Origin of the sequence: Microlunatus endophyticus (assembly GCF_014646195.1) — a bacterium.
Taxonomy (GTDB): Bacteria; Actinomycetota; Actinomycetes; order Propionibacteriales; family Propionibacteriaceae; genus Microlunatus; species Microlunatus endophyticus.
Genome location: NZ_BMMZ01000004.1, coordinates 352,687 through 373,638, shown reverse-complemented (window position 1 = coordinate 373,638; position 20,952 = coordinate 352,687). Strand labels below are relative to the sequence as shown.

24 protein-coding genes, 1 pseudogene and 1 riboswitch are annotated in these 20,952 nt (G+C 68.3%); of the genes and pseudogenes, 6 read left to right on the top strand and 19 right to left on the bottom strand.

Annotated features, from left to right (window positions below):
* Positions 1-11: 11 nt before the first annotated feature.
* The 5 genes from IEY07_RS10780 to IEY07_RS10755 form a co-directional block, all read right to left on the bottom strand.
* Positions 12-821: a MerR family transcriptional regulator gene (locus IEY07_RS10780; protein WP_188895318.1), complete on the bottom strand. Its 810-nt coding sequence runs from the start codon at positions 819-821 to the stop codon at positions 12-14.
* A gap of 32 nt (positions 822-853) precedes the next feature.
* Complete coding sequence (locus tag IEY07_RS10775) at positions 854-1,345, bottom strand: GyrI-like domain-containing protein (protein ID WP_188895316.1); 492 nt, start codon at positions 1,343-1,345, stop codon at positions 854-856.
* 290 nt (positions 1,346-1,635) lie between these two features.
* Positions 1,636-2,205, bottom strand: coding sequence for a YbhB/YbcL family Raf kinase inhibitor-like protein (locus IEY07_RS10765; RefSeq protein WP_188895312.1), 570 nt, complete (start codon positions 2,203-2,205; stop codon positions 1,636-1,638).
* A 12-nt stretch (positions 2,206-2,217) separates the two neighbouring features.
* Positions 2,218-2,664, bottom strand: coding sequence for a MarR family transcriptional regulator (locus IEY07_RS10760; RefSeq protein ID WP_188895310.1), 447 nt, complete (start codon positions 2,662-2,664; stop codon positions 2,218-2,220).
* A 66-nt stretch (positions 2,665-2,730) separates the two neighbouring features.
* Positions 2,731-3,288: a helix-turn-helix domain-containing protein gene (locus IEY07_RS10755; protein ID WP_188895308.1), complete on the bottom strand. Its 558-nt coding sequence runs from the start codon at positions 3,286-3,288 to the stop codon at positions 2,731-2,733.
* Between the two features lie 76 nt (positions 3,289-3,364).
* Between IEY07_RS10755 and IEY07_RS10750 the strand changes: the two genes are divergently transcribed.
* On the top strand, positions 3,365-5,017 hold the full coding sequence (locus IEY07_RS10750) for a bifunctional NAD(P)/FAD-dependent oxidoreductase/class I SAM-dependent methyltransferase (protein ID WP_188895306.1): 1,653 nt from the start codon (positions 3,365-3,367) through the stop codon (positions 5,015-5,017).
* A 10-nt stretch (positions 5,018-5,027) separates the two neighbouring features.
* On the opposite strand, the gene IEY07_RS10745 is transcribed toward IEY07_RS10750, so the two are convergent.
* Positions 5,028-5,981 carry a quinone oxidoreductase family protein gene (locus tag IEY07_RS10745; protein ID WP_188895304.1) on the bottom strand — a complete coding sequence of 318 codons (954 nt, stop codon included), beginning with the start codon at positions 5,979-5,981 and terminating at the stop codon, positions 5,028-5,030.
* Positions 5,982-6,052: 71 nt separating this feature from the next.
* Between IEY07_RS10745 and IEY07_RS10740 the strand changes: the two genes are divergently transcribed.
* Positions 6,053-6,499, top strand: a complete 447-nt coding sequence (locus IEY07_RS10740) for a MarR family winged helix-turn-helix transcriptional regulator (protein ID WP_188895302.1) — start codon at positions 6,053-6,055, stop codon at positions 6,497-6,499.
* Positions 6,499-6,801, top strand: coding sequence for a hypothetical protein (locus IEY07_RS10735; RefSeq protein ID WP_188895300.1), 303 nt, complete (start codon positions 6,499-6,501; stop codon positions 6,799-6,801). Before IEY07_RS10740 ends, IEY07_RS10735 begins: the two co-directional genes overlap by 1 nt.
* A 237-nt stretch (positions 6,802-7,038) precedes the next feature.
* On the opposite strand, the pseudogene IEY07_RS24700 reads toward IEY07_RS10735, so the two are convergent.
* The 4 genes and pseudogenes from IEY07_RS24700 to hrcA form a co-directional block, all read right to left on the bottom strand.
* Positions 7,039-7,638: pseudogene (locus tag IEY07_RS24700) on the bottom strand (aminoglycoside phosphotransferase family protein); the annotation flags it as partial.
* A 139-nt stretch (positions 7,639-7,777) separates the two neighbouring features.
* Positions 7,778-8,173, bottom strand: a complete 396-nt coding sequence (locus IEY07_RS10725; RefSeq protein WP_268239209.1) for a GNAT family N-acetyltransferase — start codon at positions 8,171-8,173, stop codon at positions 7,778-7,780.
* A 39-nt stretch (positions 8,174-8,212) separates the two neighbouring features.
* Positions 8,213-9,394: a molecular chaperone DnaJ gene (gene dnaJ, locus IEY07_RS10720; RefSeq protein WP_188895299.1), complete on the bottom strand. Its 1,182-nt coding sequence runs from the start codon at positions 9,392-9,394 to the stop codon at positions 8,213-8,215.
* A 91-nt stretch (positions 9,395-9,485) separates the two neighbouring features.
* Positions 9,486-10,538: a heat-inducible transcriptional repressor HrcA gene (gene hrcA, locus IEY07_RS10715; RefSeq protein WP_188895297.1), complete on the bottom strand. Its 1,053-nt coding sequence runs from the start codon at positions 10,536-10,538 to the stop codon at positions 9,486-9,488.
* Positions 10,539-10,589: 51 nt separating this feature from the next.
* Here hrcA and IEY07_RS10710 point away from each other — a divergent pair, with 51 nt between their 5' ends.
* Positions 10,590-11,471: an MBL fold metallo-hydrolase gene (locus IEY07_RS10710; protein ID WP_188895295.1), complete on the top strand. Its 882-nt coding sequence runs from the start codon at positions 10,590-10,592 to the stop codon at positions 11,469-11,471.
* A gap of 12 nt (positions 11,472-11,483) precedes the next feature.
* Here IEY07_RS10710 and IEY07_RS10705 read toward each other — a convergent pair whose 3' ends face one another.
* Together IEY07_RS10705 and IEY07_RS10700 are read right to left on the bottom strand one after the other, a co-directional pair.
* The gene (locus IEY07_RS10705) at positions 11,484-11,927 is read right to left on the bottom strand and encodes a YybH family protein (protein ID WP_188895293.1); all 444 of its coding nucleotides are present in this window, start codon (positions 11,925-11,927) and stop codon (positions 11,484-11,486) included.
* 92 nt (positions 11,928-12,019) lie between these two features.
* The gene (locus tag IEY07_RS10700) at positions 12,020-12,373 is read right to left on the bottom strand and encodes a hypothetical protein (RefSeq protein WP_188895291.1); all 354 of its coding nucleotides are present in this window, start codon (positions 12,371-12,373) and stop codon (positions 12,020-12,022) included.
* A gap of 176 nt (positions 12,374-12,549) precedes the next feature.
* Here IEY07_RS10700 and IEY07_RS10695 point away from each other — a divergent pair, with 176 nt between their 5' ends.
* On the top strand, positions 12,550-13,446 hold the full coding sequence (locus tag IEY07_RS10695; RefSeq protein ID WP_188895289.1) for a DUF3097 domain-containing protein: 897 nt from the start codon (positions 12,550-12,552) through the stop codon (positions 13,444-13,446).
* Between the two features lie 336 nt (positions 13,447-13,782).
* Here the strand turns inward: IEY07_RS10695 and hemW are convergent, their stop codons facing one another.
* The 3 genes from hemW to IEY07_RS10680 are packed head-to-tail and all read right to left on the bottom strand — an operon-like array spanning position 13,783 to position 17,119.
* Positions 13,783-15,000, bottom strand: a complete 1,218-nt coding sequence (gene hemW, locus IEY07_RS10690; protein WP_188895287.1) for a radical SAM family heme chaperone HemW — start codon at positions 14,998-15,000, stop codon at positions 13,783-13,785.
* A 17-nt stretch (positions 15,001-15,017) separates the two neighbouring features.
* Complete coding sequence (locus IEY07_RS10685; protein ID WP_229669947.1) at positions 15,018-15,866, bottom strand: S-methyl-5'-thioadenosine phosphorylase; 849 nt, start codon at positions 15,864-15,866, stop codon at positions 15,018-15,020.
* Between the two features lie 2 nt (positions 15,867-15,868).
* On the bottom strand, positions 15,869-17,119 hold the full coding sequence (locus IEY07_RS10680; protein ID WP_188895286.1) for an AI-2E family transporter: 1,251 nt from the start codon (positions 17,117-17,119) through the stop codon (positions 15,869-15,871).
* A gap of 130 nt (positions 17,120-17,249) precedes the next feature.
* Here IEY07_RS10680 and IEY07_RS10675 point away from each other — a divergent pair, with 130 nt between their 5' ends.
* Entirely contained in the window at positions 17,250-17,888 is a 639-nt protein-coding gene (locus IEY07_RS10675; protein WP_188895284.1) for a mycothiol-dependent nitroreductase Rv2466c family protein, read from the top strand.
* On the opposite strand, the gene thiE is transcribed toward IEY07_RS10675, so the two are convergent.
* The 4 genes from thiE to thiO all read right to left on the bottom strand — a co-directional run bounded on the left by thiE (position 17,881) and on the right by thiO (position 20,831).
* The gene (thiE, locus tag IEY07_RS10670) at positions 17,881-18,549 is read right to left on the bottom strand and encodes a thiamine phosphate synthase (protein ID WP_188895282.1); all 669 of its coding nucleotides are present in this window, start codon (positions 18,547-18,549) and stop codon (positions 17,881-17,883) included. The genes IEY07_RS10675 and thiE overlap by 8 nt on opposite strands.
* A gap of 5 nt (positions 18,550-18,554) precedes the next feature.
* Positions 18,555-19,397, bottom strand: coding sequence for a thiazole synthase (locus IEY07_RS10665; RefSeq protein WP_308422930.1), 843 nt, complete (start codon positions 19,395-19,397; stop codon positions 18,555-18,557).
* Positions 19,390-19,629 carry a sulfur carrier protein ThiS gene (gene thiS / locus IEY07_RS10660; RefSeq protein WP_188895279.1) on the bottom strand — a complete coding sequence of 80 codons (240 nt, stop codon included), beginning with the start codon at positions 19,627-19,629 and terminating at the stop codon, positions 19,390-19,392. The genes IEY07_RS10665 and thiS overlap by 8 nt, the downstream gene beginning before the upstream one ends.
* Positions 19,608-20,831 carry a glycine oxidase ThiO gene (gene thiO / locus IEY07_RS10655; protein WP_188895278.1) on the bottom strand — a complete coding sequence of 408 codons (1,224 nt, stop codon included), beginning with the start codon at positions 20,829-20,831 and terminating at the stop codon, positions 19,608-19,610. Before thiO ends, thiS begins: the two co-directional genes overlap by 22 nt.
* Positions 20,823-20,931: riboswitch (TPP riboswitch) on the bottom strand. (Overlaps the previous gene by 9 nt.)
* Positions 20,932-20,952: the final 21 nt, after the last annotated feature.

Below are 20,952 nucleotides of genomic sequence, written 5' to 3'. Positions count from 1 at the left end.
TTAGGCGGCCGCTAGCCGATCGGGACGGCGACGTCGCAGACCTCGTCGGTGGACGCGGTGCCAGTGGGATCGAATCCTGCAGGGTAGATCTCGCGGGCCGGTCCACTGGGCCTCCGCCCGGTCCGTTGGATCCACTCGTCGATCGCATCATAGGCGGACAGGATCCGCGGCCACTCCCACTGCGCCTTGGTCAGCGTCACGTACGCCTCGTGATGCTCCGGCTCGGATCGCGTTGCCGGCGACGCGGTACGGACCGGTACACACACCTCGATCGGCCCGTCACTGTCTTCGTTGACCTCGCCGTGGAACAAGATCATCGGCCCACCGACCGCTCCGCCGTGGATGGCAGCCAGCCGCGACAGCCGGGTGATCGCACCGGAGATCGCCGCCCGCAGCTCGGGCACCTCCACCGCCCGTGTCTCGCTGAGGACGATCACCGCGGCCGAATCACGCTCCTGCACGCGGAACGGTGAGGGGCGCGATTCGTTACCACGTAGGCCTTCCTGCAGGCGTACGGCCAGCTCACGCTGGGAAGCGATGCGACGCTCGACCCCCGCCCAGTATCGCTCTACGACCTCGGCGCCGACCTCGGGAGACGCGGAGATCACCCGGGCGACTTCCGACAGCGGCATGTCGAGACGTCTGAGACCGACGATCATCCTTGCGGTGAGCAACTGATCCTCGCGGTAGCGCCGATAGCCGTTGTCCGGATCGACAACGGCCGGGCTCAGTATGCCGAGTCGCTCGTACAACCGCAGCGCCCGGAGCGTCAGCCGCGACCGCCGTGCAAAGACGCCGATCGTCAGCAGTTCGTCCTCCACGACACCATCGTGGACCGTCCGGCGCGTCGCTGTCACCCGGCGAGCCGGAAGCTGAGCTCGGTCTCCCAGTCGTTCATGTCCTGACCGGGCTCGTCGCGGTAGATCTCCAAGCGGCAGCCCCATCGTTCGCCTTCGGCCGACGGCGACACATCCCACTCCAGGCCGTGCGCATCGGCCCACTTCAGCAACCGAGCGGTCGCATCCATCAGGGTGTCCGGATGGCCGATGTGCAGCAACCTGACATAACGACCTGCGGGCAATACCCCGGCGTGGATGGGTCCCTCCGCCTGGACCGGCTCGGCGACCGTGACACCGGCCTCGATCTCCAGGCCACGCTCCATGTCGATGACGTTGTACTTCCAGAACGGTGAGTCCGCGGGAGCGATCCCCTGTGATCGCAGCCAGGCCTGGACCTGCTGATTCAGGGGCGGCACGACGGCGCCGATGGTGTCCATGGTGACCTTGGTCGTGATGGCGACGTAGGGCATGGCTTCGCGTTCGACGATCTCCGGTTCTCTGGTCATGACGACAGCGTTGGCCCTGACCCTTGGGCAAGGTCAACCAGCAGAGACGAAATCACTGGGATATCAGCTGGGTTCGACGCGCAGGGTCGTCGCTCTCGACGTCGGATTTGTGATCGCTTCGCTTGAGGATCCATTGCCATACTTCGCAAAGTAGGCCGTATCGATCTGGTCGTCGACCGAGTCATCCGGGACGTAGACGACATTGCGCGGTTGATCATCCACGCGTCCGCCGTGTCCATCCTGGCGCATCCGGTGCTCTCCAGAGCAGGAACACCGCAGTGACACCGGGCTCAGGACGTCCGCGTACCCGTCAGCATCCCGGAAGCGAGCACATGCCCGGCAAGGGCGGCCGGCAGTTGCTCGGCGTCGGCGACCTGCGTCAGGTCGACCGGTCGATCGAGAGCGTAGAGATGGAAGCGGTAATGGTGTGGTCCGTGACCGGGCAGCGGTCTGGGACCGGCGTAGTGACCGGGCCCACGCCGACCGGGAAGGAAGCGGATCCCCGGGCCGTCCTCGGAGAGTGCTCCCTCGGCCAGACCGCCACCGTCGGGGGCAAAGGCAGCAACCGTGTGGATCCGCGGCCTGCTGCCCGGGCTGTTGAGGTCCTCCATCACCAGGACCAGGTCGAGCGTCCCTTCGGGAAGCGGGCCACAGGTGAAGGCGGGCGAGACGTCCTGCCCGATGAACCGTCCGCAGTGCTTGGCGGGAATGGTCTGGCCGTCGCCGAAACTGGGCGAGGTCAGTTCGATCCGATTCGGGGTTACCAACTCCGGCGCGTTGGCGATGCTCGATGCCTCATCGGCGTGCCTGTTGCGGAAGGCTCGGCCGAGAGGGGTCAGAAGGACTTCGACGGGATGCATTGTGCTCCTGGTTCATGAATCGGCGATGCGCCGCAGCAGAGGTGTGATGCGGGCGATGTCGTCACGTTCGGCCGGGGTGAGCTCGGCGAGCCGGGCGTTGAGCCAGTCACGCCGATGCCGGCGCGACGCCATCACCGCCACCCTGCCCTCATGGGTCAGCGTGAACATGACCTTACGCCGGTCCTCGGTGCCCCGACTCTTCGCCAGGAAGCCGAGCTGCTCCAGCCGTCGGATCGTCTGGCTCATCGAGCCGAGCGTCACCTTGGCGGCGTCGGCAAGATCAGTCAGGCTCATCCGCTCCCGTTTGTCGAGGACCAGGAGCACCAGCAGCGCGGCGTCCGGCACCTCGCCCTCGACCCGTTCGGACCGGAATCTGCTGTATAGCCGCGTGATCGCCTGCCGCAGGCCTGTTCCGACGTCTTCGATCTCCTCGGTTTCGATCTCCTCGGTCAACCTCACCCCTAATGCTTAGTACACCATAGCATCTACTTAGTAATACTACGCATACCGCACGAGCCCGAGACGTCACTGATGCACGTGCGCGCGCTGCCCCTCCCGGTCGAAGATCATGATCAACTCGGCCGGCTGCCCCAGGGCGGTCATCGCGTGCGGAGTCATCGTGGTGAACTCTGCCGCCTCACCGGTGTCGACATCGATCTGCCGGTCGCCCAGCCAGAGCCGTACGCGACCCTCGATCACGGCGAACCAGTCGTGCCCCGGGTGCACCCGTTGCTCCGGTCGCCCGGCCGTCGGCTCGAGACGAACCTTCATGGCCAGGGTCCGCCCATCCGGACGACTCAGCGGCCAGGAGGTCCGCGCACCCGAACTGTGCGGCACCGGACGGATGACGACATCCTCGTCCCCGGGCGCCTCGAACAACACGTCGAGACTCACCTGCAGGGCATTGGCGAGCGGCACGAGGACGTCCAGCCCGAGCGCCCGCTTGCCGGTCTCGACCCGGCTGATCGTGGACGGGCTGAGTTTCGTGCGCTCGGCCAACTCGTCGAGCGAATAGCCCAGGGTGGTACGCAGGCTGCGCAGCCGGGTCCGCGCGAGCGTCTCGAATTCGGCGGTTGTGGCCATCAGGCCATCCTGCCAGGTCTTGCGAATTCTGCAAGTCCTCTTTCGGTTCGGTACGGCTCCGCCTACCTTTCTCATCATGGCTGAGCACGCTTCCCACGACCACACCGCAGACGACCACACCGCACACGACCACACCGATCCCGGCGCACGCGTCATCCAGCGACACTGCGACGTGGCGGTGATCGGCGGATCCGCCGCCGGCCTGGCCGCCGCCCTGCAACTCGCCCGGCAGCGCCGGACCGTGATCGCCGTCGACGACGGCACTCCGCGTAACGCTCCGGCCGAGCACATGCACGGCTATCTCGGCCGGGAGGGCATCGCACCGTCGGACCTGGTCGCGATCGGGCGCGAGGAGGTCCGCAGCTACGGTGGCGAGATTCTGACCGGCCGGGCGCTCGCGGTCCGCAAGCACGACGATGGGTTCCTGGTCGAGCTGACCGGTGGCCACAGCCTGGTCGCCCGCCGGGTGCTGGCTGCGACCGGGGTCGCCGATGAGCTGCCCGACATCGACGGACTGGCCCCACGCTGGGGCAAGGACGTCGTCAACTGCCCGTTCTGCCACGGGTTCGAGGTACGCGACCAGCGGCTGGTCCAGATCGTCACCCACCCGATGGCCCTGCACCCGACACCGCTGTTCCGGCAGCTGACCGACCGGCTGACCGTCGTCGTGCACCAGCCGCAAGGCGTGGACGACGCTGCCGTCGCGCGGCTGGTCGAGGCCGGCGTGCCGGTGATCCGGGAGAGAGTCGTACGCATCGTGAGCGGTCCCGATGCGTCGGTGGCGGGAGTCGAGCTCGCTGACGGGCGGGTGCTCGAGGCGGACGCGGTGGTCGCCGGTTCGCGCTTCCACGGCCGGGCGGACGCATTCGCGCCGGCCGGCGTGACGACGACCCCGCATCCGACCGGCATGGGAGATGTCGTCGAGGTTGACGCCGCCGGCCAGACGGCGGTCCCCGGCATCTACGCGGCCGGCAACCTGACCGATCCGAGCCTGCAGGTGCTGCCCTCGGCTGCCCACGGCAGCCGGGTCGGCGCGATGATCGCCTTCAGCCTGGCCGACGAGGACCTGCGAGCGGGCGTACGGCCGTCCGGTGCCGAGGCCGACTGGGACCACCGCTACAGCGACGAGGACCGGATGTGGAGTGCCAATCCCAACGGCACCCTGACCCGCGAGGTCACCGGGCTGACGCCGGGACGTGCGCTCGACGTCGGCGCCGGGGAGGGGGCGGATGCCCTCTGGCTGTCCGAGCACGGCTGGCAGGTCACCGCCTCCGACATCTCGGGCAACGCCCTGGCCCGGGTGCGGGCGGAGGCCGACCGCCGGGGATTGTCCGTCGACCGCCTACGACGCGACGCCAACGACCGGGAGGCATTCCCGTCCGGGGGTTTCGATCTGGTGTCGTTGCAGTACGGCTCTTTCCAGCGCACGCCCGACCAGCGCGGTCTGCACAACCTGCTCGGAGCCGTCGCACCCGGCGGGACCCTGCTCGTCGTCAGCCATGACCTCGCACCATTGGCGGAGCCGGTCGACGTCGCAACCCAGACCCGGATGTTCGACCCGGGCGCGTACGTCGGCATCGAGGAGATCGTGGCCGCGATCGGCGAGGCCGGGGACTGGACGATCGAGGTCCACGACACCCGGGACCGGCCGCCGGGCGCCGCCTCCACCCACCACGTACGCGACGTGCTGCTCCGGGCCGTGAAGTCGAACCGCTCACCGCTGGCCTGATCGCGCGCTCTCAGCCGTTCGGGGTGATCACGATGCGGTCTGCGGAGGTTGTGTCGGCCCAGGCCTGCTCGACATCGATCAACGGCACGGCGCGGGCACCGATGGTGAAGGCCTGACTGGTCACCGCGGTGGCGAGTTCCACGAGCTCCGCCACGATCTCGCGGGTGGACACCGACCCCTGCCCGCTGCCGACGAGTTGCAGCCGGGTGGCGCGCAGGGCGGCCGACGGAATCGCGGCTTCCGGGCCCGCGACGGATCCGATCTGGACCCAGGTCAGCGGCCGGCTGTCGTCGGAGCGACGCGGCACGATCGCGGACAATCCGTCGTGCGTCGGTTGCCCCCAGAGGTAGTCGAGTACGACGTCGACCTCCTTGGCCGCCTCACCCAACTCGCCCTGGACGGCTCGTGGCTCGCCGTCCAGGGCAACCACCTGATCGGCGCCGAGACCGGCCAGCCGATCGGCCCCGCGACCGGCAGCGATCACCCGGCCGGCACCGAGCACCCGCGCGACCTGGATCGCGAGCCGGCCGGCGTTGCCGGTCGCTCCCATCACCAACACGCTCAGGCCCGGCCGGAGGTCGATCCGCCGGCGCAGCGCGATCCAGGAGGACATGGCTGGATTCATCGCCGCGGCGACCTGGACCGGATCCGCACCGGCGGGAAGCTCGATGCTGCGCCGGATGTCGATGACCGTCTGCTCGGCCATCGAACCGAGCGTCGTGTCGGGGAGGATGAAATAACGCAGCGTTCCGTCCGCGGTTCGGCCCACGCCGTCGATGCCCGGCACCATCGGCAGCACGTCGGTGCTGGTGTAGTGCGATCCGTCGGCCTGCGAGCGCACCCGAGGATGCAGCCCGGCCGCGACCACGTCGACGACGCGCTCATCGGGGCCGAACGATCCGGGAAGCGCGAATTCCCGACAACGGGGTCCCGCACCGAATGCAGTGACGACGGCAGCCTTCATGACGACTCCTCGGTATAGTTGGTATTGCAAATCAAATCTAGTTGGTGATACGAACTAACACAAGGAGCCCGATGCAGGCGAGTTCGGACGCCCGGACCGCGGACGACAGCGACGACCTGATCGACCTGTTGGCACAGTCCGCGTTCATGACCATGAGAGTGCTGACCAAGCTCGCTGCCGACAACGACCTGTCACTCACCCAGCTGCGGGTGCTCGCGATCCTGCGCGACCGCAGGTTGCAGATGAGCGATCTGGCCGGCTATCTGGGACTGGAGAAATCCACACTGACCGGCCTGGTCTCCCGGGCGGAGAGCCGAGGGCTGCTGCAGCGCGCCCCCAACGCTGCCGACCGGCGCTCGGTCGACGTCCTGCTCACCGACCAGGGCCGGCTGCTCGCCCGTCAACTTGCCGCGGACCTGACCGCGCAACTGAAGCCGCTCACCGAGCCACTGGCGTCCGCTGATCGAGACCGACTCCGGCACCTGCTGGCCAAGGTCAACGCTCCTAGGGTGGGCTGATGGTCACACCACAACCCGCAGCCAGGCCGCGACCCGCCTCGGGGCGGCGCCTCGCGACCACAGGCATCACGTGGGCGATCTGTTTCGCCTGGTGGCTGGTCTGCTTCTTCTCTGAATGGAGCCAGGCCGGCTGGACGTTCTTTGCGATCAGCGGAGCCGTCACGGTGGTGGCTGTCGTCATCGGCACCGTGCTGGTTGTCCGCAACAGGTCGGCGGTCGGCGTACTGGCCGGTGCACTGGCAGCGGTCGCAACGATCGCGGTGGTCGACTTCCTGGCGTACGAGATCGGCAGCAACCTCTGACCGTCGGGAGCGATGCTCAAGCCGGATCGAGACCGGCCACGGCGTCGGCGGCCGCCAGCGTCTGGCGGCCGAGCGGCTGCAGATCGATCTGGGTGCAATGCAATCCGCTCGCCACCCGCTCGATGACTCCCCACTCCCAGATGGCGGTGGCGTCCAGGCCCGTGCGGGCGCCGAGCCGCCGGGCCCGCTCCTGCGGATCGCCGTGCAGCAGCTCGACGGATCGCCCCGCATCACCGTCCCGAGATCACATTCGGGCTCGGCGAGCAGCCCGTCCGGATCGATGAGCTTGAATTGCTGGCCGGCCCGGAGCGTGTTCAGCTGGTGCACGTCGCCGTGCACGAGCACGGCCCTCTCGTCGTCGTGAGCCGTTTCGCGCCGTCGAGCACACGCCAGCGCATAGTCGATCGCCGGCTCCGAGCACGGATGGTCCAGGCTCTCCCACTGCTCGGTGACGTAGCCGGCCAGCTGCCGGGCCCGGTCGCCACCCGTCTTCAGTCCATGGCCCGCGGCCGGCCGCCACACCCGTGCCGCCGTGTCACACAGAATCTCGTGTCGCCGCACGATCGGCAGGTCCAACTCGAACAGCGACGGACCCAACCGCTCCAGCAGCAGCGCGCCCACCTCGCGGTCGTCGCGGAGCAGGGCAACGCATCCCCGACCGCCGGCCAGGCGCAGGGCCGTGATCTCGTCGCGAGCCCTGCTTCCCTTCAGGGGAACGAGGATCTTCAACACGGCCGGTCGCCCGGTGCCCGTCGTCGCCTCGGTGACGTACGCCTCCGTGGCGCCCGCGAGCGGACGCCCGACACGGAGGTCCCACTGCCGCTCGAGCCGGGCCACGATCGCGGGAAGGTCCTCGAGCCAGCCCCCGGCACCGGCGGCGACCGCGTGATTGCGGAGCACGTCCGAGATGTTGATCAATCGCCGCTCACGCTCCCAGTCACCTGCCGCTTCACCAGCGACAGTACCCACCCGCCGGCTAGAGCGCTCGAGCGTAGTCGACAGTGGGATGACCGATGAATCCCAGCGACTCGTAGAGTACGCGGGCCGGCGCGTGGAACGTGTCGCCACCGGTTCCGATGTGCACGACGACCACGCCTCGCTCCTTCAGTCGCGCGATCACCGACTGGCAGAGTGCCCGCGCGACGCCCCGGCGACGAGCATCGGGGTGAACGGCGACCATCTCGAGCCTGCCCGAGGTCTGGGCCGTGATGTTCCAGCCCACGTAGCCGAGCAGTTCGCTGCCCTCCTCCGCCAGCGTGATGAACCGGTCCTTCTCCGGTGCGAACAGCGACGGGACCTCGGCCCGATGAACAGCGGCCGGAAGGTCGCGGTCGTGAGCTCGATCAGCGCGGGGAGGTCGGACTGTGTGCAGTCGCGGATGTGCATCGATGGTGGACGCTTTCGTGAGCGATCACTGGTTGGCGAAGGCGTCCCGCAGCCGGCCGAAGACTCCCCGGCCGTGCTTCTGGACGGTGCCCTCCGGCCGGGTCTCCTCCCGCACCTCGGCCAACTGCCGCAGCAGCTCACGTTGCCGGTCGTCGAGCCGGGTCGGGGTCTGCACCAGCAGCGTGACGCCGAGCTGGCCGCGACCGCCCGACCGCAGCTTGGGCACCCCGGCACCGTCGATGGCGATCCGGGTGCCCGACTGCGTTCCCGCGGGAACGTCCAGGGTGACGGTCTTGGACTCCGCGTCGGCGTCCGGCAGGTCCGCCTCGAGCGTCGGGATGTCCAGCTCGGTGCCCAGTGCCGCAGCGGTCATCGGCAGCTTGACCACCATCTCCAGGTTGTCGCCATCGCGCTTGAACACCTCGTGCGGTGCCACGTTGAGCTCGACGTAGAGGTCACCGGCCGGACCTCCGCCCGGCCCGACCTCGCCGTGGTTGGCCAGGTGGATGCGGTTGCCGGTGGACACGCCGGCCGGAACCTTGACCGTGATGGTCCGGGTGGAGCGCACCCGGCCGTCGCCGGAGCATTCGACGCACGGATTCGGCAGCACCGAGCCGTAGCCGTTGCAGGTCGGGCAGGCCTGGGTCGTCCTGATGTCGCCGATGAAGGACCGCTGGATGTGGGTCACCTCGCCGGCGCCGCGACAGGTGTTGCAGGTGACCGGCTTGGAGCCGTCCTCCGAGCCCGAGCCGTTGCACCGCGGGCAGACGACGGCCGTGTCCACGCTGATCGGCTTGGTGACGCCGAACGCCGCTTCGGCGAGCTCCAGTCCCATCCGGACCAGGGCGTCCTGGCCACGCCGGGTCCGCGGCCGCGGACCGCGGGAGCTCTGCTGGCCGAACATCGCGTCCACCAGATTGGTGAAATCGAAGCCGCCCGTCGCTCCACCGCCGAAACCACCGAAGCCGCCGTTGCCGCCCATACCCCCGTTGCCGTACGGGTCCCCGCCGCGGTCGTACATGTCGCGTTTCTGCGGGTCGGACAGCACCTCGTAGGCGTTGTTGACGTCCTTGAACTTGGCGGCGGCGTCGGGATCGTCGGAGACGTCCGGGTGCATCTCGCGCGCCTTCCGCCGGTACGCCTTCTTGATCTCGTCCGGACCGGCATCGCGGGAGACGCCGAGAATCTCGTAGTAATCAGAGCTCATGAGCGGGTGTTCGTACCTTGTCTTCAATCAGGCGATCTTCGGATGCGGCGGTCGTGGGTGGAGCGGGGTGGAGCTGTTGGGTCCTGCAGGGTCAACCCTGCGTCAGGAATCGGCTGACGTAGCGTGCAACGGCCCGTACCGACGCCATCGTCGACGGATAGTCCATCCGGGTCGGACCGACAATACCCAGAGTCGCCCAGGCATCGGCGGGACTGCCGTAGCCGGTCGACACCACGGAGGTCGATTGGAGCTGCTCGTACGGATTCTCCTGCCCGATCCGTACGGTCACCACATCGGGAGCCGAAACCTCGCCGAGCAGCTTGAGCAGCACCACCTGCTCCTCCAGCGCCTCGAGCACCGGCTTGACGGTGGTCTCGAACTCGTCGGAGAAGCGGCCGAGATTCTGCACGCCGCCGACCACCACCCGGCTGCTGCGGTCGCTGCCGAGCATCTCCAGCAGGGTCGCGGCAGCCAGCCGGGCCGTCGTGCTGGCCGCGATCGCCCGCGCGGCCGGGCTCTGGACGATGTCGATCATCGTCGCGTCGGCGACCAGGCCACTGAGAGTGCGTACGGCCTCGCCGGTCGTCTGCCCGACGACGGCCTCGTTGAGCAGGGCGCGGAGCGAGCCGATCTCCTCCTCGTCGACCTGGGCGACCTCGAGCAGCCGCTGCTCGACGCGCCCGGTCGAACTGATCAGCACCAGCATCAGCCGCTGGGTGGACAGCGACACGATCTCGACGTGCCGCACGGTCGCGTGCGACAGGGTCGGATACTGCACGATCGCCACCTGCTGGGTGACCTGGGCCAGCAGCCGCACCGTCCGGCTGAGGACGTCATCGAGGTCCATCGCCCCGGACAAGAAGGTCTGGATCGCCCGCCGCTCGGCCACCGACAGCGGTTTGACCGAGCCGAGCCGGTCGACGAACAGCCGGTAGCCCTTGTCGGTCGGGATCCGCCCGGCACTGGTGTGCGGCTGCGTGATGTAGCCCTCTTCCTCGAGCACGGCCATGTCGTTGCGGACGGTGGCCGGCGAGACGCCGAGATCGTGGCGCTCGACCAGAGCGCGGGAACCGACCGGTTCCTGACTGGAGACATAATCGGTGACGATCGCCCGGAGAACATCCAGCTTGCGGTCGTCAAGCATCCGATCCTCCTCAGATTGGCACTCTCTGGTCGTGAGTGCCAGTCTAGCGGTATGGGTGAAAGACAGTGGGCGATCGGCGCCTGGCAACAGGTCGCCGACGGCGTCCACCGGTTGGTCGCACAACCCGCTGCGGTGAACATCGGGCTGGTCGTCGGCCCCGATGCGGCGCTGCTGGTGGACACCGGCTCGAGCCCCGAGCAGGGCGCCGCGCTGCGGGCGGCGGCCGGCCAGGTGACCGACAAGCCGGTGACCGCCGCGGTGATCACCCACGACCACTTCGACCATGCCTTCGGACTGGCCGGCATCCGGGATGTCCGGACGATCGGACACGAGTCGCTGGAGCAGACCCTCCGGGATCCGGGAGTCGCCGAACAGGCCCGCGACCTGGGCTTCGATGCCGGCACCCTGGCGGTCCCGGAGACGTTGATCGCCCAGGCCGATGTCGAGGAGCTGGGCGGCAGCCGGGTGGTGGAGATCGTCCATATCGGCATCGGGCACACTCGCGGCGATCTGATCGCCACCGTCACCGATCCGGGTACGGAAGGTTTCGCCGGGGTGATCTTCGCCGGCGACCTGATCGAATCCGCCGGTGCGCCGTATTTCGGGCCGGACTCCTCGGTCGACGAGTGGTCCTGGACCTTGGACCGGCTCTACAACCTGGCCCGTCCCGGGACGATCATCGTGCCCGGACACGGCGACCCGGTTGACCGCGACTTCGTCCGCGAGCAGCGTGATGCGGTCGATGCGGTACGGATGGAGTTCGGCCGGCTGTTCGCCGAAGGTGTGCCCGAGGCCGAGGCGCTGCAACGGGGTGACTGGCCGTTCCCAGCCGAGCACATCGCCCGCGTGGTCGGGGCGGCGTACGCCGAGCTCCGGGAGGCCGCGGAGCGGCAGCCCGGTGCCGGGGACCGGCCGACCCTTCCGCTGGCCTGAGCTGTCGACAACTCAGGGCTCGAGGTCGGTCACTCCCCGGCCCGTGCCGATGTCGAACGGCACCGACGCGTGGTCGTGGGTGATCAGCCAGGCGTTGCCGATCTTGGTGAAGCAGAAGGTCGCGCGGACCCACATGCCGCTGACTTCCGTTCCGTTCTTGAGTTTTCCGGAGATCCGCCCGAAGCCGTGCCCGTACGCGACCGTGCCGGCGACCACAAGTGTCAGGTCTCTGACTTCATAGTCCACGGACTCGAAAACCGCGAAGACCCGCTGCCAGTTCGCCAGCTTCGCGTCCCGGCCGACGTGCTGCAGCGGCGGTTCGACGTCGAACGACACGACGTCGGACGCGTACACCTCGCCCAGTTCCTGCAGATCCTTGACGGCCAACAGATGGATGATCTTGGTCAGCTGACGACGGATCGCCGTCTCGTCGGTTTCGCCTTGGGTGGCTGTCATCGCCGGGTCCCTTCGCCGTTGGTCGTCTGCTCTCAGCAGTACGACGAAATGGCGCCGCCGAGGTCAGCGTGCACCCGGCACGGCTCAGCGCATCACGTGAACTGGAAACCCCAGTCGGTCGCTGTGTGCCCAGCGCACTTGGCGGTAGACCGGTTCTTGAGCGCCGCGGTCTCCTTGCGCCACGGACCGACGTGCCAGCCGTTGGCGCAGTGGATGATCGAGCGATAGTACGTGCCCGGCGCGGATCGCCGACAAGACGCCGTGAATACCTTCCGGGTCTCGTTGAAGATGACGCAGTCAGCCTTCGCCGCTTTGGCCGCGACCGCCGAGGTCTGGGCCGCGGTCGGCCGGGCATCGATACCGGCCGCCTGTGCTGCCGGTGCGAGCGCCGTCAGGCTTGCGGCCGCGGCCACGCCGACGGTCGAGAGCAGGAGACTCGTTTTCATGGAAGTTCCTCCGGTTGTTCGGGTGCGGATCGGTGGCGTTCGCCACGACCACGGTGGCTCCCCGTGCCGGCGAGATCCGCAAATCCGGTCAAAGTCGGTCAAGGGCGCACGGGCGGTCAGGGGCGGTCAGCTCAGATCCATGACGTGCGGGTCAACGCGACCGGACATGACGTCGGATGCAGAAGGATGTAACTAGAGTGACGGGTGTGAATCGCTACTCCGGAGACGTGCTGGCCTCGGGCTGGCGGCAGGCGCACATCACCCAGAGCGAGGACTGGGTCCTCGAGGTCGGCGCGGTGATCGAAGATGCCGCGACCGGATACACCGGAGCCGTCGTGCGCTGGGAGAACGGCCTGGTCGTCCTGGAGGACCGTAGTCGCAAACGTCGCAGCTTCCCGATCGGCCCGGGATTCCTGGTCGAGGGCCGACCGGTGGCGCTGAAGCTGCCGCCCCGCGGACCGCAGAAGCCCGGATCGATGGAGAGCGGTGTGGGACGTACGGCCTCGGGCTCGATCGCAGCGCCGATCGGGCGGGCGAGGACCGCGCTGCCGAGTCGGATCTACGTCGAGGGCCGGCACGACGCAGAACTGGTCGAGAAGGTCTGGGGCGACGATCTCCGGCACGAGGGCGTCGTCGTGGAGTATCTCGGCGGTGTCGACGACCTGCCGGCGATCGTCGAGGAATTCGCCCCCACCCAAGGACGCCGGCTCGGTGTCCTCGTCGATCATCTGGTGCCCGGCAGCAAGGAGTCGCGGATCGTCGACGAGGTGCTCGCCGGCAAGGCCGGGGAATACGTGCTGGTCACCGGGCATCCCTACATCGACATCTGGCAAGCCGTGAAGCCGGAGCGGGTCGGACTCGACGCGTGGCCGCAGATCCCCCGCTCGATCGAGTGGAAGACAGGCATCTGCGATGCGCTCGGGTGGCCGCACGACAAGCAGGCCGACATCGCTGCGGCCTGGCAGAAGATCCTGGCCAAGGTCAACGGCTGGTCCGATCTGGAGCGCGAGCTGCTGACCCAGGTGGAGCTCTTGATCGACTTCGTCACCCAGGACCACGTGACCGAGGACTGAGATACACCTTCCGGAAGAGTTGATACCGCCGGTGAGCCCAGCGTCGTACCTCATCGACACCAGCGCACCTGTGCGACTTCTCCGAGGAGAGAGTGCGCGATGGGACCGGGCCGTACAACGCGGACCGATCGCAATCTGCCCTGTGACTGAGCTGGAATTCCTGTACTGCTCGCGATCCTTGGACGACAGAGTCCGGACCAGCGATTGGTTGAGTCAGACGCTCGTCCCGCAGTCGATCGCCGACCAGGCGCTTGACCGAGCGCTCACCATGCACGCTGACCCATCCCTCCCTCCCTCCATCATCCGCCGGCCGGGGTCGGTGGGAAGACCGCAGGATCAGTCGAGCAGGTCGCGTACGACGCCGTCGGCCAGCAGCCGGCCGGCCGAAGTGAGGATCAGTTGATCATGGTCGGCGGAGACCAGCCCGCGGGCCTCCAGGTCGGGCACCCGGGATCGCTCCCGGTCGGTGAGCACCGCAGGGTCAAGGCCGGTATCCAGTCGCAGTTCCAGCAGCACCCGCTCGATCCGTTGTTGATCTTGGGTCAGGATCTCCCGGGCGTGCGCCGGCGAGACTCCTTGATCGATTCGCGAGGCGTACGCGGCCGGGTGCTTGACATTCCACCAGCGGACGTCGCCGACATGGCTGTGCGCGCCGGGTCCGGCACCCCACCAGTTGTCGCCGTGCCAGTAGGCCAGGTTGTGCCGGCACTGGGTGTCGCGGCCGGTGGACCAGTTGCTGATCTCGTAGTTCACATAGCCCGCGGACGACAACAACTCCTCGGCCAGCTCGTACTTGTCTGCCAAGTCATCGTCGTCGGTCATCGGCAGCTCGCCGCGGCGGATCCGGGCAGCCAGCCGGGTGCCCGGCTCGACGATCAACGAATACGCGCTGACATGATCGGGTTCGGCGGCGATCGCAGCTTCGAGACTGGCTCGCCAGTCGTCCAGGCTCTCCCCCGGCGTCCCGTAGATCAGATCGAGACTCGTCTGGGCGAAGCCGGCCCGTTTGGCCTCGGCCACCGCCTGCTGCGGCCGGCCTGGGGTGTGTACGCGGTCGAGGACCTGCAGCACATGTGGCCGGACGGATTGCATGCCGAATGAGATCCGGGTGAATCCATGATCGACAAGTCGCCGCATCCCGTCCTCGTCGATCGACTCCGGATTGGACTCGGTCGTCACCTCGGCATCGGGCGCCAACCCGAACCGGTCACGGATCCCGGCCAGCATCCGGCCAAGATCATCCGCCTGCAGCAGCGTCGGCGTGCCGCCACCGACGAAGACGGTGCCGACCTTCGGAGCATGATCACCCAACACCCGTCGAGCAAGATCAAGTTCTGCGATCACGGCATCCGGATAGCCGACCCGGCTGGCGCCGGGCGCATCGCCCAGCTCGGAGGCGGTGTAGGTGTTGAAATCGCAGTAGCCGCACCGGGTCGTACAGAACGGCACGTGCAGATAGATGCTCAGCGGCGTGCCCGGAACCGAGGCCAGAGCGGACTCGGGGAGTTGCCCGGTGGACGGGACGGGTTCGCCGTCGGGCAGCGTGGAAGGCACCAGACGAGGTTACGTGGTCACGGAAGAGCGATCGGCAGCTCGATGCCGTCGAGCCCGCGACGGCAGCTGCAGACCGCCGCATCGTCGCTCTCCGGTTCCGGCAATGCGGCGATCACGTCCAGCAGCAGAGTCTTGAGCCGGTCGATGTTGGCGCCGAACTGCCGAAGCACCTCGGCATGCGAGACCGCCTCACCGCCCTCGATGCCGGCGTCGTGATCGGTGACCAGGCAGACGGTCGAGTAGCACAGCGCCAACTCACGGGCCACCGACGCCTCCGGGACGCCGGTCATCCCGACCACCGACCAGCCGGCGGCCGCGTGCCACTGCGATTCCGCCCGGGTGGAGAAGCGCGGGCCGTTGATCACCACCAGGGTCCCGCCGTCGACCAGATCGCCGGTCTCGTGGGTCGAACTCGATAGGAAAGCCTGTCTGCCGCGCGGGCAATAGGGATCGGCGAAGCCGACATGCACGACTGGGCCCTCGGCGTCGTACACGGTGTGCTCGCGGCCCCAGGTGCGGTCGACCACCTGGTCGGGCACGACGAAGGTGCCGGGCCCGAATTCGGGTTTGAGCGAGCCGACCGCGCACGGGCCGAGCACCTGCCGTACGCCCACGGACCGCAGCGCCCAGAGGTTGGCCCGGTAGTTGACCTTGTGCGGCGGATATTGGTGATGGACACCGTGCCGCGGCAGGAACGCGACCGGGCGGCCGTTGACGTCACCGATCGAGATCGGCGCGCTCGGCCTGCCGAACGGAGTGTCGACCTCGACGGTCTCGGGATCGGACAGGAACGAGTAGAAGCCGGTTCCGCCGATGATGCCGATGTCCGGCCGGGTCGAGGCTGGCGGGGTGGACGCAGCTGTCACGATCACTCCGTCCGACGGGTCGGTTCAGTCGGGCTGGGGGTCTCTGGGCTCGGGGTCTCTGGGCTCGGGGTCTCTGGGCTCGGGGGCTCTGGGCTCGGGGGCTCGGAACTTGAGGACTCCGGGCCCGGGGGCTCCGTCCCGGACGCTTCGTCCGGTCCGGGCTGCTTGCCGGCCGAAGAACTGATCAGGGCGCCGAACCAGCCCGCGCCTGCGGAGTGGTCGACCAGGACCGACTTGACGAACAAAGTCGCGGGCACGGCCAGCAGCGCACCGAGGGCGCCCAGGATCGAGGACCAGAAGATCAGCGAGATGAATGCGACCGAGGCGCTGATGCCGGCGGCGTCACCGACGAACCGCGGCTGGATCAGGGTCTGGATCACGAAGTTGATCACCACATAGGCGATCACCACGGCCAGCGCATGCCACGGGCCGGCGTCGAGCAGCGCGATCAGCGCCGGCGGGATCAACCCGATGATGAAGCCGACGTTGGGAATGTAGTTACTGACGAACGCGAGGATGCCCCAGGTCACCGCCAGCGGTACGCCGATGATCAGCAGCGCGCCGACGTCGACGGCGGCGACGATCAGGCCGAACACCGTGGTGACCACCCAATACTGGCGGATCCGGTCGCTGAAATCGGTCAGCGCCGCCGCGATCTGCGGCCGCTCGTCGCGGATCCGCTGCAACCGGGCACTGGCACTGGCTGCGTCGAAGGTGAAGAAGATCGCGGTCAACGCGATCAGGCCGCCCAATGAGAAGCCCGAACTGACCCCCGACAGCAGACCCTGGGCGGCCGAGGTGACCCGTCCGACGTCGATCTGGCTCAGCAGCTTGCGCCAGTCGTTGGTGTCGATACCGAACCGCTTGGCAATGCCGAGCCCCGAGTTGTAGATGCCTTCGAACGCCTTGGCATAGCGCGGCAGCTCCTGCACCAGCTCGGTCACCGAGAGTGCGACCGCGCCGAGGATCATCAACATCATCAGGAAGATCACCAGCAGCACCACCAGGCTGGCCAGCCAGCCGGGCACCCGATGCCGGACCAGCACCCGTCGCAGTGGATGCACGGTGATCACCAGGGTCAGCACCAGGAAGGCCGGCCCGATCAGGCTGGAGACCTCGCGCAGGCCGGCGCAGAGGATGACCAGGGCCGCCGCAACAACCACGCCCCACAGCGGCAGCAGGGCACCACGCCGCGCGACGCCTCCCGAGGGATCGGCCTGGGGGTCCTCGGCTTCGGTGGACGCAGTTGTCATGTGCTGACGATATCGGGCTGAGGGACCTCGATCCCGAGTTCAGCAGGCGGGATGTTGCAGCGGGCGTCCGGCCACGGCGTACCGTTCAACCATCTCGATTTCTCACGATCGTCTCGTTCAGGAGTTCCGGATGACTGCAACCGCGGCCCAGCGGCCCAAAGTTGATTTTTACTTCGACCCGATCTGCCCCTTCGCCTGGATCTCGTCCCGCTGGATCCTCGAGGTGGAGAAGCAGCGCGACATCGACCTGCGGTTCCGCGTGATGAGCCTGGCCGTCCTCAACTCCGGGCGTGACCTGGATCCCGGTTATGCCAAGGGCCTGGTTCCGGCCTGGCGTCCGGTCCGTGTCGCCATCGCCGCCGCCGAGGCCAAGGGCGAGCCGATCCTGCGTGACCTCTACACCGCGATGGGCACCCGGATCCACAACCTGGGTTACCGCAAGGAGAAGGGCGACGAGAACTACGACCTGGTGATCAAGGAGTCACTCGAGGAGGTCGGTCTGCCGGCTGAGTTGGCCGAGGCCGCCGACGGCACCGATTACGACGAGGCACTGAAGAAGAGCCATCACGAGGGGATGGATCCGGTCGGGCAGGACGTCGGCACTCCGACCATCCACGTCAACGGCGTTGCCTTCTTCGGCCCGGTGCTGAATGCGATCCCCCGCGGGCAGCAGGCGCTGGACATGTTCGACGGCGCGGTGCTGCTGGCCGGCAATCCGCACTTCTTCGAGCTGAAGCGGACCCGGACCGGCGGTCTGGACTTCAGCTGAGCCCAGCGCGGAGCCGGGCAGCCGCTGCGGACGGATCGTCGGACCGGGTGATCGCCCGGACCACAACGATCCGTTCCGCGCCGGCGGCGAGCACACCCGGCAGCAGTTCGGCATCGATGCCGCCGATGGCGAACCACGGCCTGGCCGTCGGTTCGGCCGAGGTCATCGCCGCGACCGCGGCAACCGTGTCGAGGCCGACCGCCGGCCGCCCGGGCTTGGTGGGCGTCTCCCACACCGGCCCGATGCAGAAGTAGTCGATCTCGGGATCTGCAGCGGCCGCTGCAGCCTGCTGGCGGGAGTGGGTCGACCTGCCCAGCAGCACCTCCGGGCCGAGCAACTGCCGGATCGCCGGGATCGGCAGATCGTCCTGGCCGGTGTGGAAGACCTGGGCTCCGGTCAGCAGGGCGAGATCGGCGCGGTCGTTGACGGCGTACAGCGCGCCGCGGTCGACGCAGATCTGCCGGGTCTTCTCCAGCAGCGCCAGCTCGTCGCGGGCGGACAACGTCTTGTCCCGGAGCTGGACGATGTCCACGCCACCGTCGATCGCTTCCCTGATCAGATCAAGGGTGCCGGCCTCACCCAGGCTCGCATCGACGCACAGATACAAGCGGGCCTTGTGCAACTGTCGCCGGAGTCCTTCACCGGACGCAACCTGCTTCATGATCATCACAGTGCCAGGTCGAGGCGGGAGGGCTGGTCGATCCGGCCGCCGACCGGCGACGAGGCGAGGGCCCGGTCGCGCCGCGGGATGCGTCCGGCCCGGCGTGCCAGCCAGCCTGCCTCGACGGCTCCGCGGATCGCCGCTGCCATCATGGCAGGATCGGCGGCGCGGGTGACGGCTGAGGCCACCAGGACCCCGTCGCAGCCGAGCTCCATCGCGGCTGCGGCATCGGAGGCCGTACCGATCCCCGCATCGAGGATCACCGGAACCGCAGCTGCCGCGGCGATGGCTTCGATGTTGTGCGGGTTGAGGATGCCGAGCCCGGACCCGATCGGTGAGCCGAGCGGCATCACAGCTGCGCAGCCGGCGTCCTCGAGTCTGCGTGCGGTGATCGGATCGTCGTTGGTGTAGGCGAGGACGACGAAGCCGTCGTCGACCAGCTGCCTGGCCGCGGCCAGCAGCTCCACCGGATCGGGCAACAGCGTCAGGTCGTCGGCGATCACCTCCAGCTTGACCCAGTCGGTGCCGCAGGCCTCACGCCCGAGTCGGGCCGTCAGGACGGCCTCGGTAGCCGAATAACAGCCTGCGGTGTTGGGCAGTGCACGGATCCCCAGCCGGGCGAGCAGGGTCCAGATGCCGGCGTCGACCCCGGAACCGGCCGCCTGGACCCGGCGCAGGGCGACCGTGGTCAACTCCGTCCCCGACGCGACCAGCGCACGCTCCAGTCCCAGCAGGCTGGCGGCACCGCCGGTGCCCATGATCAATCGCGAACCCAGCTCGGTCCCGGCGATCGTCAATCCTGTCTCGGTTTCAGTCGCGCCTGCTTCAGTCGTCTCGGTGTCAGCCACCTTGCACCGCCTTCACGATCTCGATCCTGTCCCCTGCGTGCAGATCTGTCCGTGGCCACTGTCCCCGAGGGACCACGATGCCGTTCACCGCGACGGCGATCCCAGTGGGCAGCTCCGGATCACCGCTGCCGATCGATCCGGGCAGCAGCTCGGTGATCAGGACCGGTATCCCCAGCCCGGTCTCGTACGATCGCGGCTGCCCGTTGATGATCAACGGCTCGTCGTCACCCATGGCGCTCCTTCCGACTTCCCCAATTGATCATGGTCAGACGGCTGATCGTGGAATCGTCGCGGATCTGCGGGTTTCCAGACGTCGGGCAGCTCCCGGCCCGCGAAGATCAGATCCAGGGCCTCCGCGGTTGCCGCGGCCAGCAGGATGCCGTTGCGGTAGTGCCCGGTCGCGATCACCAGGCCGGGAATGCCCGACCGGCCGAGGATCGGCAGATTGTCCGGCGTCGCCGGGCGTGCTCTGGTGGTGGTCTCCTTGATCGCGAACTCGTCGATGCCCGGCAGCAGCGCACGCGCGTCCCGCAACAACGCGAAGACCGCGCCCGCCGTGACCTGCCGGTCGTCCGCCCACTCCTGCGAGGTCGCGCCGATCACGACCTCCTGGCCGCCGGTGCGATCGTCGGCAGCCCGGAAGACGACGTAGATGGGGCGCTGCTGGACGAAGCCGCGGATGATCCGAGATTCCGGCGACCAGCCCGGCAGCCCGCCGTCGAGTCGGATCAGCTCACCCTTCACCGGCCGGACCGGGACCTGGAATCGAGGGTGTGCGGCCAGCAGCGGACCGGACGCGTACCCGGCAGCGACCACCACTCGATCGACGGGATGCTCGTCGCCGATCTCGTCGACGACACCGACGACCCGGCCGTCATGATCATCCATCAGCTGGGCGGCCGATCGGCGGACGACTCGTACGCCGTGATCATCGGTGATGATCTTCAGCGCCTGCATCAGCCGGCGCGGATCGACCTGTCCGTCGGCAGGCACCCAGTAGCCGCCGATCCCCCGCGGTCCGAGCATCGGCTCACGGGCCCGGGCCTCCTCGGTGGTCACCGGCGTCACGGCCAGGCCGGAATGCTGCTGCAACTGCGCCAGCCGCTGGAGTTGATCATGATCGGCCCGTTCGTAGCCGACGGTCAGCACGCCGCAGCGGTGATAGCCGATACCGGTGCCCGCGGTCCGCTCAATGGCAGCGGCGAAATCCGGCCACCGCCGGGCGGAGTGGAGGTTGAGCCGGAGCAGGTCCGGCTCACCGAAATCCGCTTCGGTGACCGCGGCCAGCATCCCTGCGGCGGCGTAGGTCGCCCCGGTGCCGGGCTCGGGATCCAGGCAGGTGACCGTCTGCCCTGCGGCCGCGGCGCGCCAGCACGCGAGCGCCCCGACAATCCCGTAGCCGATCACCACGACGTCACGGTGCGGATGCCGCATCCGGCTGCTCCCTTCGCTGGCATGACCCAGATCAGGTTCGACGGTCGGCAGATTCGCCCTCTCAGCCCGGCTTCGTCCCCGGGCTCCCGCGCATCGGCGAGCTTACTCGCTACGTCCCGGC